This window comes from Vibrio sp. YIC-376 (assembly GCF_052353105.1).
Taxonomy (GTDB): domain Bacteria; phylum Pseudomonadota; class Gammaproteobacteria; order Enterobacterales; family Vibrionaceae; genus Vibrio.
Map to the genome: position 1 here is coordinate 342,475 of NZ_JBBWFK010000006.1, position 18,375 is coordinate 360,849.

Here is an 18,375-nt window from a genome sequence, read left to right on the forward strand (position 1 = left end):
TCATTTCTGCTATCTGCATTTTATCCATTCGTCCCATACCTATAGGTAACTAGACACACTATGACTAATAAACGTGACGACTTCGATCCCAAAGCCTATAACCCTGTATTTGAGTACTCATTTCTCAAGCCTAAATACTGGGGAACCTGGCTCGGTGTTTTCAGCTCTGCACTTATCGCTTTGCTGCCTCTCTCTTTTCACAAGTGGCTGGCAAAAGTGTTGGCATCACGTTTAGTTAAATCCAAGGCAAATACCGTCAATAACGTAAAAACTAACTTAGCGTTATGCTTCCCACATTTAAGTGAACAAGAACGTGACCAACTGGTTTACAAAACTCTTTACACTGCCGGTGTATTTACTCTTAGATTTGGCCTGGTCTCTTTGCGTTCTCCTGAGTGGTTACAATCAAAGTGTGATTTTGTAAACGCAGAACAATTGTTCGAGCTCACTGAACAAAATGAAAAAGTAATTTTATTAGTGCCTCACTCCTGGTCTATTGATATTCCGGCAGTACTGCTGGCCTCAAAAGAGCTACCAGTATCTGCGATGGCAAAAAGACAGAAAAACCCGGTGACAGACTGGTTAATGCACCGCCAACGCGTGCAGTATGGTGGCCGAGTATATGAACGTTCCGGAGGTATAAAACCTTTCATCAAATCGATTAAAGAGGGTTACTTAGGTTACTACCTGCCAGATCAAGATCATGGTGCTGAGCTCAGTGAGTTCGTAGACTTTTTCGCGACGACAAAGGCAACACTGCCAGGTCTGACGAAGTTAGCAAAACTGTCAAAATCGCAAGTAATACCAACTTTCGCTTCACTGGATCCGGAAACCGGTCGCTTTAGTATTGAGTTCATGCCGCCACTGACGCTTCAGGAAACTGATAACGACGATGCACGCTCGCTCAATGAAGCCGTTGAGTACTTCGTTAGCAAAAAGCCGGAGCAATATATGTGGACCCTGCGTCTACTGCGTACTCAAGCAGATGGCAGTAACCCTTATCGAGAAATGCGTGAGCATGGCTTTATTAAACAATAAGTGATATCAACATGTCGAAAAACAAAATCCTGATTATTGGTCCTTCTTGGGTTGGCGATATGGTGATGTCGCAATCCCTCTACATCGTTTTAAAGCAACTGAATCCAGAGAGCGAAATTGATGTCATTGCTCCGGGGTGGTGTAAACCGATCTTAGAGCGAATGCCTGAGGTGAATAAGGCCATTGAAATGCCAATTGGGCATGGTGAATTTAACCTTCTGGGGCGCCGTGAAATTGGTAAAACACTGCGTGAGAAGAAATACGATCACGCCTACATCCTGCCAAAATCGGCTAAATCCGCCTTAATTCCTTGGTTTGCTAACATTCCACTTCGCACTGGCTGGAAAGGCGAGATGCGCTTTGGTTTGCTGAATGACATTCGTCCTAACATGAAGTCGTTTCAATACATGGTGGAACGCTATGTGGCTTTGGCTTATCCAAAATCGGAGATGGTGGACTCATCATCACTTGGCGGATTAGAGACGCTGCCACGCCCTAGCCTTACTATTAATCAAGAAGAGCAGCAGGCAACTATCCAGAAGTTCAATCTGAATCAAGAGCGTTCGATTATTGGTTTGTGTCCAGGCGCAGAGTTTGGCCCAGCGAAGAAGTGGCCAGAAACCCATTATGCGGAAGTCGCCACACAGATGTGTAAAGAAGGCCATCAAATCTGGCTATTCGGCTCACAGAAAGATCTTGAAACTTGTAACGGCATTCGAGCCTTGGTGCCGCCACAGTTCCATCAACATATTCATGTTCTTGCCGGACAAACCAGCTTAATCGAAGCCGTGGATCTGCTTGCTGCGTGTAAAACGGTAGTAGCGAATGACTCGGGCTTAATGCACGTCGCAGCCGCAGTTGGTTGTAATGTCGTCGCAGTGTATGGCTCTACGTCGCCAAAATACACGCCACCACTTGCTGAGAAAGTTGAGATTGTTCATACCGATATTGATTGTCGCCCATGTTTTCAGCGTGAATGTCAGTTTAACCACCTTAAGTGCTTGACGGAGTTGTCTCCGAAACAAGTGCTGAACAGTATCCAAAAGCTTGAAGCCATTACGGTTAGCTCATGTTAATTCGTCTTATTTATACGCTGCTGCTTGCTCTGGCGTCGCCAATTCTTTTATTTGGCTTGTACAAGAGCAAGCCAAACAAACCTAAATTTGGTTCGCGCTGGAAAGAACATTTCGGTATTACGCCAAAGCTTAATACTCACCAACGCCCAATATGGATTCATGCCGTATCGGTCGGCGAAAGCATCGCGGCGGCACCGCTAATAAAAGCGTTAAAAAAGCAGAATCCTGAACAGACGATTCTGGTTACTACGACGACCAGTACTGGTGCAGAGCAGATAGCAAAATTAGGTGATTTGGTTGAACACCGATATATGCCTATCGACTTTAGCTTTGCGGTAAAAGGTTTTTTAAAGGCTACAAATCCAAAGCAAATGCTGATCATTGAAACCGAGCTTTGGCCAAATACCCTTAACACGGTGCACAAAGCCGGGATTCCAATTACTGTGGTTAACGCCCGTTTATCTGAAAAGTCATGCCGAAACTACGCCAAAGTGCAGTCATTGTTTAATCAAATAGAGAAATGTCTAACGAAGGTGTTGTGTCAGTTTGACTCAGATAAAGAACGCTTTGCAAAACTGGGCGTTAGCAAACATAAACTATTTACGACTGGTTCAATAAAATTCGATATCACCATATCGGAAAAAACCATAGAACAAGGTAAAGCGTTAAGAAAACAATTAGGTCAGACACGGCCAGTCTGGATTGCAGCCAGCACTCATAAAGGTGAAGATGAACAAGTACTTGCCGCACACAAGAAAGTGTTACAACAACACTCAGACGCTTTACTAATTCTAGTGCCACGCCACCCGGAACGTTTTAATGATGTGTGCCAACTTGCCCAAACATCGGGGTTTAGTACAGTAAGACGTACTGAAACGAAAGAACTGCCCACAGTAAGTGATTCAGCACAGGTCTATCTTGGTGACACCATGGGTGAGATGCTGGTCTTAATGGGCGCATCCGATGTATGCTTTATGGGCGGCAGCTTAGTCGGTGACAAAGTTGGCGGGCATAACATGCTAGAACCTGCGGCATTAGGACTACCGGTCATTACCGGACCGAGCTATTTTAATTTTGCAGAAATTGTAGAGAACATGCTTAAGCACGAGCTTATAGATGTAACAGATAGGGAGCACTTAGCAGAAAGCGTGTTAATAAAACTATTTTCTACTAAGGCATCCCCTGGCAAATTTCTTAATTCATACCTGAACTCTATAGAAAGAAGCCTTACTGAAATTAATCAATAGCAGTCATGTCACTTGGAATTATAAACAGTAAGAATTTGTTGGTAATTTTTTTCCATTACGACATTTACATCTAGCGTTAAAGCAAGCTCTCGACATTGTTTGCTTAGTTCTAAGTCATTTACTTTCGCGGCCCAGTACGTCATCGCAGAAGCGAGTTCGCTCGGCTCAACCTTAGCACTAACAACCGTCGAGACTTGCTCGTTAAGTACTTCTTTCGCACCACAATTTTCGGTTGTGATGACAGGAATACCACATGATAGCGCTTCAATTGCAGTAAAACCGAACGGTTCGTAATGGGTTGGTAAGATATAACAATCTGCAATGGAGAAATAATGTTCAGGTTTAGTCTGGGTACCCAAGAAATAGCAGTTATCTGCGACCCCTAATGAACGAGCATACTCTTTGTATTCTTCTTCGTGATTCTCTCGCCCAACGATAAGTAAGGTTGCCTCAAAATCCAACATAGAAAATGCAGATAAAGCTTCTTTCAGCCCCTTTCTTTTGTAGCCAGAACCTAAAAATAAAAATACAGGTTTACCAACATCAATCCCAAGCTGCTGTACTAGCTCTGCAGATTTCTCTTTATATCTTTCACGGTCAAAACGTTGTGTATCCACAAAATTGTGAATAACTGATATTTTTTCTTTTGGTACACCGTATGCGTCTTGAATCTCAGCAGCACTTTTAAAAGAATTGGCAACAATATGTTTATATGCACCTTTGGCCATCGCTTTGCGTTCAATTGCAATAGCCGCTTTGTCTTTTAGCTTTAGCTTTCCTTTCTTCATAGATTCGACAAAGTGGATGTGCGTCCCGCCGCCAATACGAAGCATATCGTGAGACCATGTTTTGCCAAGACCATAGACAAAGTCGTATTGGTTTTTCGCTAAGTGTTTTTCAACATCTTTCGCAAACTTCCATATACGATGCGCTTTCCCCAAGCTAAAACCACCAAGTTGTACAAACTTAATATTTGGATGAGTAGGGGCTACATGAGTACGACAAATTATGGTTACGTCTTCCCCTTTCTCCGCTAAATAACGAGAAAGCTGGTTGAGAAATAACTCCGTGCCACCAGTTTCTGCATGCCTCATGTGAACAAGTGCAATTTTCATTTATACTAGATGCCTCAATTAAAACGACTCACGAGCATGAGCTTACCGATTGGATAACCGTCAATATACCTTAGAAGCACTGCTCAAACAAAAAACTGCTCACCAGTGCTCTCATATAGACCTTTAGCTAAATCACAATACTTGCAATCTTATCAATACATTAAGATCTTTTGCATGATGAATAAAGACACATCCCTTCCCGTATTGAAGTGCAAATCTGAAGATGCAATTATCGGCACAATAGCGGCGAATATGTCTGTCAGCACCTTCGTCTTAGGTTGCCTTTTCGATAAGCTCAGTCAGATACTTCTTTCGCTTTTGGTATAGCTCACTCTGCTGGTAAGTATCTTTGTAAGTCTGTTTCGAAACAACAGCCTGAGTAAACTGAGCGTGGTCACTATCATTGATTGCATGCTGGTTCGGCAGGGCCAAAAACTGTTCGATTTCATCGCTAGAGAAGTATTTTCTCAGACTTTCGTTAAAAAAGTACCCGACTGAAAAATAAGGCATAAAACCAAACTTCTCTGCCTGCGTAACAGTATCGGCATAAAGCATATGGGGATGATGTTTCTCAAAGCCCATCTTTTCCATCATTTTGCGTCGGTTTGAAACAAAGATAGCTGTTTTTCTTGGCTTAAACAGATGTTCAATAAACAGATTCAGTGTGTTACGGGTAATATTTGAGTGCTTGTTGGCGGCTATAAACCATGCTTCCAGAGGTCGAGTCGCAACAGTCTCATGCCTGAATGTGAAAAAATTATGCAAACGGGTACATTCTGGCAGCCAATGTGCCAACGGCTCTAAACAGAAGGTAGTCGTATCAGCCCAAACACCGCCAAATCGACTCAGCAAATACAGGCGCAAAATATCCGCTTTCATGGCTAAGGTCAGCTTAACGAAACAAAGCTCAAATACAGCGTTAAAATCGAATCCAAGTTCCTGATTTAGGTTTTCATCACTCAGCAAACGAACTTCATAATCCGGATTCAGCTTTTGCCAGGATTCTACACTTAAACGAACCACATCCGGTGCTGAAGAGAGTGGCGTATTCCAGTACATCCATATTATTTTGGGAATGTCAGAATCCGGATTTTCATTTCCTTGAGTTGCCTCTTTCAAAGCAGCTAATGCTTGCTGGGCGCGTTCAAGAAGTTCAGGATCTTGCCACGCCTTTCCCAACTCATTCAACTCAGCATAACGCGCATTAAAATAGGGAATTCTCTTACGTATTCCAATGCATTTATTTTCAAAAAACTCGCTACGAATAAATCGATCGAACATAAAAAACTAACCTAAACCAAAGAAATTAAGACGAACAGTGACTTATATACCGAAGCCAAAATGGTCCATGACCGCTTTCAGCTGTACGTCATTTTGCCCATTGTCCACATTCAATTTATTCAGCCCCGTAGTTTGATTATTCGGGATCTGGGCAAACTCACTGAAATGCCTTCCGGCAGCCTTACGAATATTTGTTCCTTGCATTCGGGCCATAATGTACAGCCAGATATCATCTGCATGAGGGCATAATTTCATAAACAGTTCAGTGTCCGTTACCGATGCATGTAGCGACTTAGGTGGATATAGGATAGCGCCGCATCCTGTCAAAAATACATTCTTCTCTGGCTGCTCTACTTCTTTAGTCCATTGCTTATATGGGCGAGGTTCAGTGCCTCTGAATGTAATCTCATGAGCTCGGTTACCCAAAATAGTATTCGGGTTGAGACTGTGCTCATTAAGCAAGCGTTCAATGGTGTCGAGAGGATAGATCACATCATCATCCAATGTAATAACCAGACTTTCAGGGGCTATTTGCAGCGTCGGAATGATTTTCTTAAAACTTTTATAATCAGGACAAAAACGAACTTCCAGTCCATGAGGCAGACGGGTATTCAGTGTTACTGGCAATGTATCGAGTGAAAACTCGTCTTCTGCCAGCCACAAAATAACTCGGTTTGGTAGCACGGTTTGTAGGCTGATTGATTCAAGCACCAAGTACACATCATGAATACGTTTGGAGTATGTTGTCAGACTAACAATCACCTCATGCTCAGCGATTTTGTTCATTTGAGTTAAAGGCTTCAACTCCCGGGCTGACTGTCGTATGCCTTGGACAACAGCGGCTTCGTTAATGGAAGAAGACAGCTTTTTAAACTCTTTTTTGCGTTTTTTTTTGAAAAACATTCTCTGTAACTCTAGGCTGAACTTTATCTGGGCATTATAACGAAGCCTACCTCATCTGCATACTGATGGTTAATTAATCCCCAACTAAAAAAACGCCTCTCTATTTTGCTAGAGAGGCGTTTTTATCTGGATTACTTTCTGAACCGACTAATCTTTTCTAGCGCTTCCTGAACGTACTGATAGTTCATTGCTTCGCCTTTCTTGACTCGGTAAGTGCTATCGTAGATTTCAGATTGACCTGCACCATTAACTTCAATAATCGTGTCGTCGTAGATGATGCCGTAGGCACTGTAGCTGGATGTCATCATCCAATTGCGCTTAACCTTATCGCCAAACAAATCAACGCCAGTTGAATAGTCATGGATATCGCTTGTGACACCCAGATAGTTTTTTAGCAGTGTTGGCGCTAAATCTTCATGCGACGTGGTGTACGCTGCATTTTCTGCCAACTTCTGCTTATCAACACCCGGGCCAAACATGGCAAAAGGCACATGTGTCTGGGCACGGGTAAAGTTACCGTTGTGTCCCCAGAAATTTTGTTTGTTATCGTTCATTTCCTGGCTATGGTCACCAGTAATGATGACCACCGTATTCTCTAGGTCACCCGTCTGTTTCAATTTATCCAGAGCACGTTTCACTTGTGTATCGACATAACGAACCGATGTTTTATAGCGATTGAAGAATTTTTCCTGGTCACTATCATTATTCAGCTCAAGATAATCTACGCGTGGGATCATTGGCTCATACTTATGCGCAAAATCGTCAGGGAAGTCATAGCCATGCGGCGCATCGTAGAACAAGAAAGAAAACGTTGGTTTGCTCTTGTCGCGACGATCATACCAATCAATCCAATCGTCAGTCAGGCTTTTGTCACGGGCAGCCGGAGAGTTGCCTTCAGAAGAGACCCGAAGATTCGGTACGTTCGAAAACACCGTTTGATCAAACTCTGGACTGGTCAGCTTGGCGGCGGTAAACAGACCCAGCTGATATTGCAGTTCTTGTAATCTGTCGATTAACACAGGAGAGCGGTGGTTGGCCAAAAAGCCATGCCAATACGTGCCCGGCATGCCGTAAAACATACCAAATATGCCTGTACGTGTTGCGTTACCCGTCGCGATATGGTCCTGGAACATCACGCCCTCTTGCGCGTATTGCCACATATAAGGTGTGTTGTCTGCGTTGAAGGTGTCTGCTCGCCATGAGTCCACGGTAATTAGCATGATATTCGTTGGCTGCTCAACTTCCTTGAATTCAAGCGGGTTAAGCGGGTAATTCAAATCACTCTTTGGCTTAATGCTCATCGCCTTCTGCTGCGCAATGGCTTCTTTATCCAACCACCCCTGCTTTTCCATAAACCCATTCGCGGTTGCCGGGTAGAACAGCGGCAAATAACGCTGCACCATGGTAACTGGCTGATATGCGTGCGCAGCTGCCCAGATATGAATACCGTTCGTGAGTAGTAAAGCGATAAACGTCAGCAAAGCAAATTTACGCCCTAATCTCAGTGCTCGAATCGGCGCTCCAGCTTCTAACCAGCGAATCAACCACCACTGCCCTGCAATCAACGCAATAACAGATCCTATCACGGTTAACCATGTAACGAGCGGGAAGCTAACAACTTGTCCTGACAACACTAACTCAAGTACCACCGCGTTAATGTGGAAACGGTATTGAGCATAAACAATAGTATCAATGAACAGGACAGCTAAACCTATCGATGCAATAAGCGCCTGAATGATATTTCTCGTACCACGAGGTATTAGCAAGGCTGGCAGACTAATCGCGCCAATGACCAAAGCAAGAAGCGTCATCTGCCCCAAAGTCCCGGCAAGGATAAAAGTAACGCCTAGTACATCAGACGGAAACTCGGGTAAAAATGCGAAGTATCGGCTGGCAATCGCAATCGCCAATATTGCGTTGACTAGAATAAACCAGCCATGTGCATGTAGTTTTTGTTTAAAAGGCATTTTATGTCCTAGGGTGTAGCAAATTTGCACAGAGAAAAGTCAGTGCAATTAAAATTCTAAATACTTTTATATCCAGCAAGAAGGTGATTAAACTCGTCTTCTTGCCAGTGAATTGAACGCTTGTTTTGCTCTTTAAGAAATGAGCGCAACAATCTATCTAAGTTATTTTGTTGCCAATCTGAGCCAGCTTGTTTGCAGCACTTATCAAAGTCGATAATCCACACTCTATCGTCTTTATCTAACAAAAGGTTATGGATATTTAAATCGGTATGGTTCACTTGTGCCTGATGCATTTTCGCGATTTCACGACCAATAGCTTGGTATTGCCTTTCATTAAGAGACTGCTTTTCCAAGATGTTGACTAAGTCGTTCGCTCCCACAATCTTTTCACTGAGTAAATCCGCTCGATAAATCAACCCACTGCGCTGCACTCGAGCAGCAATCGGTCTCGGCACATTAACTCCCGCTTCGGCTAAACTTTGCAAAAGCTTAAATTCAGCATAACTGCGAGTGTTCTCCCATCCAGAGAACCAATACTGGTCTGAGACGATTTTACCAAATAGTCCACCACGACGATAATGCCTCAAAGCGGCTTGGATGGTTTGAGTCTGAACGAACCAAGTCGTTCCCCTACCTTTTGCGCTGCCTATCACCGCTTCATTCTGTTGCCAGAATTCGATGTCAAAAACGCGTTCAGCCGGTTCGTTTAATAGCTCAGCGTCATACCAAATTCGGAGATTGTCTTTTTTGAGTTGTGCAACCATCTTCATTCCTTAAGTGGTTACGCAACAAACTGATCGTAGAGAATATACAACCATGTAAAACCAGCAAAACTTAACGCGACAAACACTGCAGCAGAACCTATGTCTTTCGCTCGTCCACTAAGATCATGTCTCTCAGGACCAATTCTATCGACGACCGCTTCAATCGCGGAATTCAGAAGCTCAACAATCAACACCAAGATCACCACGCCAAGCATTAAAATGCTCTCGATAACCGGTAGCGGTAACCAAATCACAGCAACAATAGCGATCAATAGGAGCGCTAACTCTTGGCGAATTGCCGCTTCGTGTTGGAAGGCCGCTTTTAGCCCTTTCATGGAATATCCGGTTGCGTTAATAACGCGTGTCAACCCTGTTGCACCAGGCTTGCCACTATTTTGCTGAACCATAGGTTACCTTTCGACTGATAGTGATGGCGGCTATTTTACATTTCTTAGCGTTGTCTGCATAATTCTAACCACTTTTATATCTTGAGCACCCTCTATGTCACTGTTCTCTTCAGCCCCTAAATCGGTCTGTTTTTTGCGTCTGTCTGCTATTGGCGACACTTGCCACGCGGTTGCCGCAGTTCAAGCACTGCAAAAACATTGGCCCGAAACCAAAGTCACTTGGATTATTGGTAAGGTAGAAGCACAACTGCTGGACGGTTTAGAAGGCGTTGAACTGATTGTTTTCGATAAAAAACAAGGTTTAAAAGGGATGCAAAAGATTTGGTCTCAATTGAAAGGCCGCAAATTTGATGCTCTCGTCCATATGCAACTCGCACTACGCGCCAGCTTGCTAACAGTTGGCATCAAAGCGACTTATAAAGTCGGATTCAATTTTAAACGTGCTAAAGAAGGCCAGTGGTTATTCACTAACAGGAAGATTTCCGATACCACCTCGCAGCACGTACTAGATAGTTTTATGTCTTTTGTTGAATATCTGGGTGTTCCTAAATCAGAGCCTCACTGGCAATTACCGATCGCTCCAAGCGATGTCGAATTTGCCAAACAAAAACTTCATGGCGTACCTACCGTAGTGATCAGTCCTGCGGCAAGTAAAGATGAGCGTAATTGGCTTACCGAAAGGTACGCACAAGTTTCTGACTGGCTTTATGAGCAAGGCTATCAGGTGGTATTGTGTGGCTCACCTGCCGAAAGAGAAGTAAAGCTTGGCGAAGATATCGCTAATGCAGCAAAGCAGCCGATACTCAACCTTATCGGTCAGACCTCGCTTAAACAGCTCGCGGCAATACTAGCCGAAGCCGAAATCGTCATTGCACCCGATTCTGGCCCCGCTCATATTGCCACTACCCAAGGCACACCTGTCATTGGGCTTTATGGCCATAGCAACCCAAAACGTACTGGTCCATATAACAATTTGGACTCCGTCGCGAGTGTGTATGAGCAGTTTGTAGAACAGCAACAAGGCAAATCAGCAGAAGAGCTCCCTTGGAGTACGCGTGTAAAGGGTGAGCATGTTATGAATAGCATCACGACTGAAATGGTGATGAACAAACTAAAACCATTACTAAAAGGTAATGCATCATGAGTAAAGCCACGATCGGCGTTTTGATGATCGTCAAAAACGAATCTAAACACATAGCTGAGTGCCTGGAAACGGTAAAAGACTGGGTGGATGAAATCGTTATTGTCGACTCAGGCAGCACCGATGACACGGAAATCATTGCACGACAGTACACGGATAAATTCTACACTCATACAGACTGGCAAGGTTTTGGTAAGCAACGTCAAATTGCTCAGTCTTATATGACGTCCGAATGGGTACTGCCACTGGATGCTGATGAGCGGGTCACACCTGAACTCAAATCATCGATTGAAAAAGTCCTTGCTTCAAACCCAGTCAATACTTGCTATACATTGAACAGATTAACTTACGCTTTGGGCAAGTTCATTCGCCATTCTGGCTGGTATCCTGATACGATTACTCGACTCTATCGACGCGAAGAAGCCCAGTACAATGCTGCCTTAGTTCACGAAAGCGTAGAAATTTCCAAAGACATAACCAAAGCGCATCTGTCGGGTGATCTGCTGCACTATACATTTGATTCTTTGAGCCAATACACAGGCAAAACTCAGCTTTACATGAAATCCTGGGCTGACCAAAGAGAAGGGAAAAAGCGCAGTGGCTTAACAGGTGCAATACTGCATGGCTTCTTCCGCTTTTTCAAAATGTACATCATCAAACGCGGTTTTCTTGACGGTCGACATGGGCTCCTTCTGGCCATTCTTAGTGCCAATACAACGTTTACTCGCTACGCCGATCTCTGGATTCGAGATTACGTGAAGCAGCAGGATGGTAAAAAGTAATGAGAATTTGCCACGTCAACTTAGCTTCAGGCTTTAGTGGTGGTGAGCGTCAGACTTTACAGCTCATCAAGCAACAACTAACGCTCAACTATCAACTTACTGTCGTCGCAAACCCAGTTAGTCCTTTTTACGCTGAAATCGAAAAGCTGAACTGTACGCTGATTGCTGCCACGCACTTTTTAAAATCCCACCGCCGGAGCATCACTGCTGACTGCCAACTGATCCACGTACACGAAGGCCGAGCAATTTACTGGGCTCTAATTCAATCCAAACTGTTTAATGTGCCTTATATTGTTACACGTCGAATTGATAACCCATTAAAAGATAAGTTTTTGTCAAAGTTAGCCTACAATAACGCCAGTGCGCTGATTGGCTTGAGTAAAGAGATAGTTAAACAAATTCAGCTACGTCACCCTGATCATCTGAGTGCAATTATTCCCAGCTCTCCTGTCACCTATCCTTATAACGATACGGTAGTCGATGCTATCAAGCAGCGCTTTGACGGCAAGTTTTTAGTGATTCAGGCTGCGAATCTGCTTGAGCACAAAGGTCATGATGTGACTATTCAGGCCGCAAAAATCCTCGCTGAACGTAACCCAAATATCCACATTGCGATTCTGGGTGATGGACGTGAACGCGCGAGCTTAGAACTTCAGGCTCAAGGCTTGAGCAACGTGAGCTTCGAGGGAAAACAGTCGAGTATGGGAGAATGGTTTAAAGCCGCTGACTTATTGATACATCCCTCTTACTCCGAAGGACTCGGCTCAGTGATTCTCGAGGCGATTAATGCAGGTTTACCCGCTATAGGATCAAATGCAGGCGGTATTCCAGATATCATTGAACACAATAAGTCTGGTCTGCTTATCGAGCCAGGAGATGCTAAAGCTCTTGCAAATCATATCGATGAAATAGCGAAAAACTCGGATTTGAGAGCACAATTAATCATTGGCGGCGCAGAAAAAATGCACTCGTTTGATATTCGCCATACTGCTACGCTTTACCAAAGTCTCTACCAAAAGGTCATAGATAATGTCGCTAAATAAAGTCATCTACCCTGGGACATTTGATCCCATCACCAACGGTCATTTAGACATCATAGAACGAGCGGCTTCAATGTTTGAAGAAGTGGTGATCGCAGTGGCAGCGAGTCCGAGTAAAAACACTATGTTTTCATTGGAGGAACGTGTGGAGCTGGTTAAACAAGTTACCAGTCATCTCGACAACGTTTCTGTACAAGGCTTTAGCGGGTTGATGGTTGACTTTGCCAGGGACGTGAAAGCGGACATTCTTATCCGTGGACTACGAACCACCGTCGATTTCGAATATGAATTCGGTTTAACAAGTATGTACAAGAAGCTGCTACCTAGCTTAGAAAGTATCTTCTTAACACCCTCGGATGAATACGCTTTTCTATCTTCGACCATCGTAAGAGAAGTGGCAATTCATGGTGGTAACGTTGATGCGTTTGTACCACCTTCAGTCGCAGAAGCGTTAAAAAACAAGCAGTGAGTTGGCTGTAGGCATAAGTAACTTTATGCCTACAAGCCCTTTAACTATATCTGCGCAGGGATTTGTGAACGCAGATAATAATTCTGCAACTTCTTATATTCTTGCGCCCATTCAACATCAGGGTTTTGTATAGGCGCGGTTTGCGTCATTATACCTTTCCCCCACGGATAGAGCTTCTCAGGGTACTTGTTGTCATACGCTCCCCATAGATTGATACTTCGGTGCAAGTTATATCCACGATTGCTTACACCGAATGGGGACAACAGGTTTTCACCCCCCAAACTGATATAGCTTTGTTTGGATAAGCTAAAGTGGTACAGCGTTGGAAAAATATCTCGATGCGACCCCACTCTTTCAGGCTCGTATTTGTAATCGGTGCTGTCCAGGATGGGCTTAGGGACATATAGATAAAATGGTACCCCATAGCTTGCAGCAAACTCATCGTGATTCTTAGAGGAGATCGAACGTACCCGATGGTCACCCGAGGCAGCAATGACGGTATTCTCCCCTAGCTCTGAATTTTTAATACTTTTAACAAAATCACCTAACGCGTTGCTAGCATATTGGTAGGCTTGCAACAGGTTTTGCTCCTCCCCGGCAATACTGCTCACGAGACTCTTTAAACGCTCGCTGACGTGAGTGACTTCTGGCTTATAGTACTCTGGTGCTCGGTAAGGCGAGTGATTTGTCACCGTCATGATATAAATCATGGTTGGCTTGGTTGCCTCATCCAACAGTTTTTTAGCGAACTTAAACGTGTAGCTATCTGGAACCCCCCAGGTATCGGCATATTTCTTCGCCTCTGGGAAATCACGGATAATGCTGTTTTCATCATAAACCGTATCAAAACCTTGAATCGGGAGGTAATTAGCCAGATTCCGCCACATGCTGTTACCGCCGTATATAAATACAACATCGTACCCTGCGCGCTTATACGGAAGAACTGCCGAACTAGGTAGGGAAATTTTTTGTGCTCCGGTATGACTGATGGTTGGCACATCACTATGGAGCAACATCATGACGATGCTATCGATGGTTGCCGTAGAACCCGCTAAAAATCGTGTAAAAACAAAATCTTCCTCAAAGGCATCACGTAGGCTACCCAACAGATCATTTTTGTTCGGATCATCTTCGATAAGAATATTGCTACCCATCCCCTCCATCAGGGCCATCACCACATGCGGCGGGTTTTCTGTCAGGTAAGCATTTTCTTGGGTTCGATATTCAGGCGTTGGCTGACCAAGCACTTTGACCATCTGCTCGGTTAATATTTGCTGACTAATTGGCTCAAACTTAGCTTGTTCCTTGTAATCGCTGTTTGCCCAACTCAGTGCCATAAAAGCATTCGGTGTAATAACGTTCAGTGTCTTGCATTGCGATACATTCGCGTGATAACGCTTTAGCGGCAAACTGCCAATCGAGCCACGCGCTACTATGAAATAAGCTGCGATTGTCAATAATACTGATACCGTTGTGATAGCCCAATGTCGTGATTGCCAAGTCCAACACTGACTTATCTTGAGCAAACGGCGATTAACAAACAACACGAACCACGCAAGCGCGAGGGAAACGAAAAACGAGCGAACAATAGGATAATCTTCCCACGCACTCTCTAAAACAGCTTTAGTATCATCATCAAACAAACCAAATACAAAGACATCAATGTAGTTGCCGTACGTATCGTAGTAGTAGTAGTTAGCGATCGATAAAGCACATAATAAGAAAGAAATCCCTGCACTATACCAAGGCGTTAAGCGCAGCCAAGCTTGGAAAGCTCTTTCTTTACCCGCCATAAGCAGGCCCATCAATAACAACGGTGCAAATCCAATCAGAACAATCTTGGCGTCAAACCTGGCACCGACCACAAATGCTCGTAATACATCCTGACGAATACTCACCAACATCTCTGATTCGACAACCAAAGAGAAAAAGAGCCCGCGAGAAAAAGTCAGAAATACGATGCCAAAGAAGCTATTAAGCAAGACGATTCTAATAAGCAAACGATAGTTGTACTGAAAAGAACTCATAAAGACCTGATAAAAAAGAAAAACTAAACTAATCAAGCAACAAGAGATGAATTCTGGATAGAGTGAATACCAACAGTATTCGACTGGCACACCCCACATTGCAAATAAGCCGCGTACGTTATATCAGGCTTACTATTTAGCAAAGTGGGGATGTTCTAAATTATGAGGTGGGCTGTAGAATAGATAAAAATATCGCAAATACGAATGAACATAGGGGCATATAGTATAAATGCCTTACTGGATGCAAATGCACAGCCTATTTCTGGCAATTATCACAAAAGAACGTATTACGCTGACCAATTTTCTGCTCGTGTAGTGGTTCTCCACATTCAGGACAAGGCTCCCCCGCTTTGCCATAAACCAATAGCTCTTGGGCAAAGTATCCAGGTTTACCATCCGCCTGAGCAAAATCTTTCAGTGTGGTGCCGCCTTGGTTTATCGCTATTTTTAACGTGCTTTTGATGTTATCGACCAGTAGCGACCACTCCTGTGACGTTACTTTGCCTGCAGATCTGGTAGGGTGAATTCGTGATTTAAACAGGGATTCGTTGGCGTAAATATTACCGACCCCAACTACGATTTTGTTGTCCATAATGAATTGCTTAACTGCAACACGCTTACCTTTGGCTTTGCCTGCTACATACTCAGCGTTGAATTCTTCTGTTAACGGCTCGGGTCCCATATGATCGAGCACAGTATGTGACTCACCCGGCGCACACCATAACCAGGCCCCAAATCGACGCGGATCGTTATAGCGCAGCACTTTACCGTTGGACAATTTCAGATCAACATGATCGTGCTTCGCCGCAGGAAAATCCGCATCAAGAACACGTAAAGAACCCGACATGCCCAGATGCACAATTGCGGTTCCCATATCGGTCTCAATCAACAGGTATTTGGCTCGGCGGCGGATTGCGCGAATAACCTGTCCTTCAAGTTGCTTCAGCTCCTGAGGAATATCCCAGCGTAGTTTGGGGGTACGAAACACAAATGCCTGGATCGTTTGACCCAACATATGTGGCGTGATACCCATACGGCTGACTTCAACTTCGGGTAATTCAGGCATTCTCGGCTCCGTTCATTTGGTTAATCAATCTGCGCCGCTAGCATAATCGAAATGCACGAAGAGTTACACTTCACACGTAAAGGTTACTCTGGAAGGATATAATCATCACTGACCGAAATCGCGATCCACTTATCCTGCCAGTTCTTAAACAGCCAAAAATCCGTTAAGCGGTAGAAGGTCACGCGCTGTGGCTCATCGAGCCCCTGATACCAGACTTCTATTGATTCTGGCGTAGTAAGCTGTGGCTTCAAGGTGTCGAACTGCTGTTCAGAGAGCTCAGTGCCTTCTAGTGATTGCCAACGAGCTACTAACTCTGCAGCAGGAATATTGGTTTTGATATTGGATTGCCACTGACCATTCTTAAGATCCAATTCCCAACCGCTATAGTAAATCGCGCTGACGGTATAATCAGAGCGCAGCAAGTTTGGATAGGGATCCACATCTTCCGCTAACAAGTAGGTTTTGATCCACATCGGCGCATTTAGGATCACAATAAAAGCGATGATGCCCAGAATAAGAATATTGTTCCATCGGCGACGACGAGCCGGACTAACGCGCATGATTTAAGACCCTTGGTTGAGAGATCTTAGGATTATAAGGCCCTAGGGGGGAAAAGAAAGGTCCTAGAGGTAAAGAAAGGTCCTAGATCCTAGGGTTTAGGTCCTAGAGGTAAAGAAAGGTCCTAGCTCCTAGGGTTTAGGTCCTAGGGGAGCCCGTTGGGAATAAAGTGATAAACGTAAACTCTTATATTTGTTTTTTTGAATACAGATTACGGAATACAGATGATGTTCACCCCTTCCGTAATCAGTAAGCGAAGTGTAGTGGTTTAATGATCCCGGACACCAAATTAGGTGGTAAAGTCTCCACCATAAATGAGGTGTTCCATGACAAAACGACAACGACGTACATTTTCTGCTGAATTCAAAATGGATGCTGCAAGCTTGGTGCTTGACCAAGGATATTCGGTACCTGAAGCAGCACGCTCCATGGATGTTGGTGAAACAGCTTTACGACGTTGGGTCGACCAACTCAAGATTGAGCGTGGTGGTACAACTCCGGCGGCCAAGGCCCTTACGCCTGAACAACAAAAAATCCAGGAATTAGAAGCCAGAATTAGTCGATTAGAAAGAGAGAAAGCCATACTAAAAAAGGCCACCGCTCTCTTAATGTCGGACGAACTCGAACGTTCTCGTTAATTGATCAGTTAAGGGAGCATGAGTCGGTCAAGATGCTTTGCGAACTGTTCAATGTGGCTTCTTCCTGTTACTACGAGTTTAAACAGAGAAAGCCGGACGCTAATCGCATTCGGCTAGCAAGCCGAATTAAAGAGCTCTTCAACATGAGCCGAGGTGCTGCTGGCAGTCGTGCCCTTGTATCCATGTTACGTTCAGAAAACATCGACATCGGGCGATTTAAGGTGCGGAAGATAATGCAAGAAGCCGGTCTGATGAGCAAACAGCCAGGCTCGCATCGATATAAGCAGGCCAAATCAGAGCGGTTGGATATCCCGAATCTGCTGAAGCGTGAATTCTCTGTGGTTGCTCCAAATCGAGTGTGGTGCGGTGACATTACTTATATCTGGTCAGGTTCTAAGTGGAGTTATCTCGCCGTGGTACTTGACCTCTTTAGCCGGCGCGTCGTGGGTTGGTCTCTATCGGATAAGCCTGATGCTAAATTAGCTTCTAAAGCCCTAGATATGGCCTGGGAGCAAAGGGGGCGGCCTCAGAACGTGATGTTCCATTCAGACCAGGGATGCCAGTACAGCAGTCGTAAGTTTCGTCAAAGACTTTGGCGATATCGCATAACCCAAAGCATGAGTCGTCGAGGTAACTGTTGGGACAACGCTCCAATGGAGAGGCTATTTAGAAGCCTAAAAACTGAATGGGTACCAGCAACGGGTTACTTGACCCAAACTCAAGCGAAGAAAGATATCAGCTACTATTTGATGGACTACTATAATCGGCAACGGCCTCATCAAGCCAATGATGGGCTGTCGCCAGTCAATGCCGAAAATCGGCTTAAATCTGTGTCCGGAATTTGTTGACCACTACA

17 protein-coding genes are annotated in these 18,375 nt (G+C 44.3%); 8 read left to right on the plus strand and 9 right to left on the minus strand.

The window, feature by feature from the left end:
* Positions 1-60: 60 nt before the first annotated feature.
* Genes lpxM through waaA form a run of 3 tightly spaced genes read left to right on the plus strand, consistent with a single transcriptional unit; the run spans position 61 to position 3,361 of the window.
* A complete protein-coding gene (gene lpxM / locus WJM94_RS13995) occupies positions 61-1,038 on the plus strand; it encodes a lauroyl-Kdo(2)-lipid IV(A) myristoyltransferase (protein WP_444494803.1) in 978 nt (325 codons plus the stop codon).
* Positions 1,039-1,049: 11 nt separating this feature from the next.
* Positions 1,050-2,114, plus strand: a complete 1,065-nt coding sequence (gene waaF, locus WJM94_RS14000; protein WP_444494804.1) for a lipopolysaccharide heptosyltransferase II — start codon at positions 1,050-1,052, stop codon at positions 2,112-2,114.
* Positions 2,108-3,361 (plus strand): lipid IV(A) 3-deoxy-D-manno-octulosonic acid transferase, encoded by a 1,254-nt coding sequence (waaA, locus tag WJM94_RS14005; RefSeq protein WP_444494805.1) that lies wholly within the window; start codon positions 2,108-2,110, stop codon positions 3,359-3,361. Before waaF ends, waaA begins: the two co-directional genes overlap by 7 nt.
* A gap of 8 nt (positions 3,362-3,369) precedes the next feature.
* Here the strand turns inward: waaA and WJM94_RS14010 are convergent, their stop codons facing one another.
* The 6 genes from WJM94_RS14010 to WJM94_RS14035 all read right to left on the minus strand — a co-directional run bounded on the left by WJM94_RS14010 (position 3,370) and on the right by WJM94_RS14035 (position 9,798).
* A complete protein-coding gene (locus WJM94_RS14010; protein WP_444494806.1) occupies positions 3,370-4,476 on the minus strand; it encodes a glycosyltransferase family 4 protein in 1,107 nt (368 codons plus the stop codon).
* Positions 4,477-4,749: 273 nt separating this feature from the next.
* Positions 4,750-5,757, minus strand: coding sequence for a capsular polysaccharide synthesis protein (locus WJM94_RS14015; RefSeq protein ID WP_444494807.1), 1,008 nt, complete (start codon positions 5,755-5,757; stop codon positions 4,750-4,752).
* 42 nt (positions 5,758-5,799) lie between these two features.
* The gene (locus tag WJM94_RS14020) at positions 5,800-6,660 is read right to left on the minus strand and encodes a glycosyl transferase (protein ID WP_444494808.1); all 861 of its coding nucleotides are present in this window, start codon (positions 6,658-6,660) and stop codon (positions 5,800-5,802) included.
* 131 nt (positions 6,661-6,791) lie between these two features.
* Positions 6,792-8,627, minus strand: coding sequence for a DUF3413 domain-containing protein (locus WJM94_RS14025; RefSeq protein ID WP_444494809.1), 1,836 nt, complete (start codon positions 8,625-8,627; stop codon positions 6,792-6,794).
* 56 nt (positions 8,628-8,683) lie between these two features.
* Complete coding sequence (locus tag WJM94_RS14030) at positions 8,684-9,391, minus strand: 3-deoxy-D-manno-octulosonic acid kinase (protein WP_444494810.1); 708 nt, start codon at positions 9,389-9,391, stop codon at positions 8,684-8,686.
* Between the two features lie 17 nt (positions 9,392-9,408).
* Entirely contained in the window at positions 9,409-9,798 is a 390-nt protein-coding gene (locus WJM94_RS14035) for a diacylglycerol kinase (RefSeq protein ID WP_444494811.1), read from the minus strand.
* Between the two features lie 94 nt (positions 9,799-9,892).
* Between WJM94_RS14035 and WJM94_RS14040 the strand changes: the two genes are divergently transcribed.
* The 4 genes from WJM94_RS14040 to coaD are packed head-to-tail and all read left to right on the plus strand — an operon-like array spanning position 9,893 to position 13,230.
* On the plus strand, positions 9,893-10,942 hold the full coding sequence (locus WJM94_RS14040) for a glycosyltransferase family 9 protein (RefSeq protein WP_444494812.1): 1,050 nt from the start codon (positions 9,893-9,895) through the stop codon (positions 10,940-10,942).
* Positions 10,939-11,721, plus strand: a complete 783-nt coding sequence (locus tag WJM94_RS14045) for a glycosyltransferase family 2 protein (protein ID WP_444494813.1) — start codon at positions 10,939-10,941, stop codon at positions 11,719-11,721. The genes WJM94_RS14040 and WJM94_RS14045 overlap by 4 nt, the downstream gene beginning before the upstream one ends.
* Positions 11,721-12,764: a glycosyltransferase family 4 protein gene (locus tag WJM94_RS14050; RefSeq protein WP_444494814.1), complete on the plus strand. Its 1,044-nt coding sequence runs from the start codon at positions 11,721-11,723 to the stop codon at positions 12,762-12,764. Before WJM94_RS14045 ends, WJM94_RS14050 begins: the two co-directional genes overlap by 1 nt.
* A complete protein-coding gene (gene coaD / locus WJM94_RS14055) occupies positions 12,751-13,230 on the plus strand; it encodes a pantetheine-phosphate adenylyltransferase (RefSeq protein ID WP_444494815.1) in 480 nt (159 codons plus the stop codon). The genes WJM94_RS14050 and coaD overlap by 14 nt, the downstream gene beginning before the upstream one ends.
* 44 nt (positions 13,231-13,274) lie before the next feature.
* On the opposite strand, the gene WJM94_RS14060 is transcribed toward coaD, so the two are convergent.
* The 3 genes from WJM94_RS14060 to WJM94_RS14070 all read right to left on the minus strand — a co-directional run bounded on the left by WJM94_RS14060 (position 13,275) and on the right by WJM94_RS14070 (position 16,883).
* Positions 13,275-15,257, minus strand: coding sequence for an LTA synthase family protein (locus WJM94_RS14060; protein ID WP_444494816.1), 1,983 nt, complete (start codon positions 15,255-15,257; stop codon positions 13,275-13,277).
* 256 nt (positions 15,258-15,513) lie between these two features.
* Positions 15,514-16,323 (minus strand): bifunctional DNA-formamidopyrimidine glycosylase/DNA-(apurinic or apyrimidinic site) lyase, encoded by an 810-nt coding sequence (gene mutM, locus WJM94_RS14065; protein WP_444494817.1) that lies wholly within the window; start codon positions 16,321-16,323, stop codon positions 15,514-15,516.
* An 83-nt stretch (positions 16,324-16,406) separates the two neighbouring features.
* Positions 16,407-16,883 carry a hypothetical protein gene (locus tag WJM94_RS14070; RefSeq protein ID WP_444494818.1) on the minus strand — a complete coding sequence of 159 codons (477 nt, stop codon included), beginning with the start codon at positions 16,881-16,883 and terminating at the stop codon, positions 16,407-16,409.
* A gap of 324 nt (positions 16,884-17,207) precedes the next feature.
* Between WJM94_RS14070 and WJM94_RS14075 the strand changes: the two genes are divergently transcribed.
* A protein-coding gene (locus WJM94_RS14075) for an IS3 family transposase (protein WP_444492974.1) occupies positions 17,208-18,367 on the plus strand; the annotation gives its coding sequence in 2 pieces (ribosomal slippage) (positions 17,208-17,466 and positions 17,466-18,367; 1,161 coding nt in all).
* The last annotated feature ends 8 nt before the right edge of the window (positions 18,368-18,375 follow it).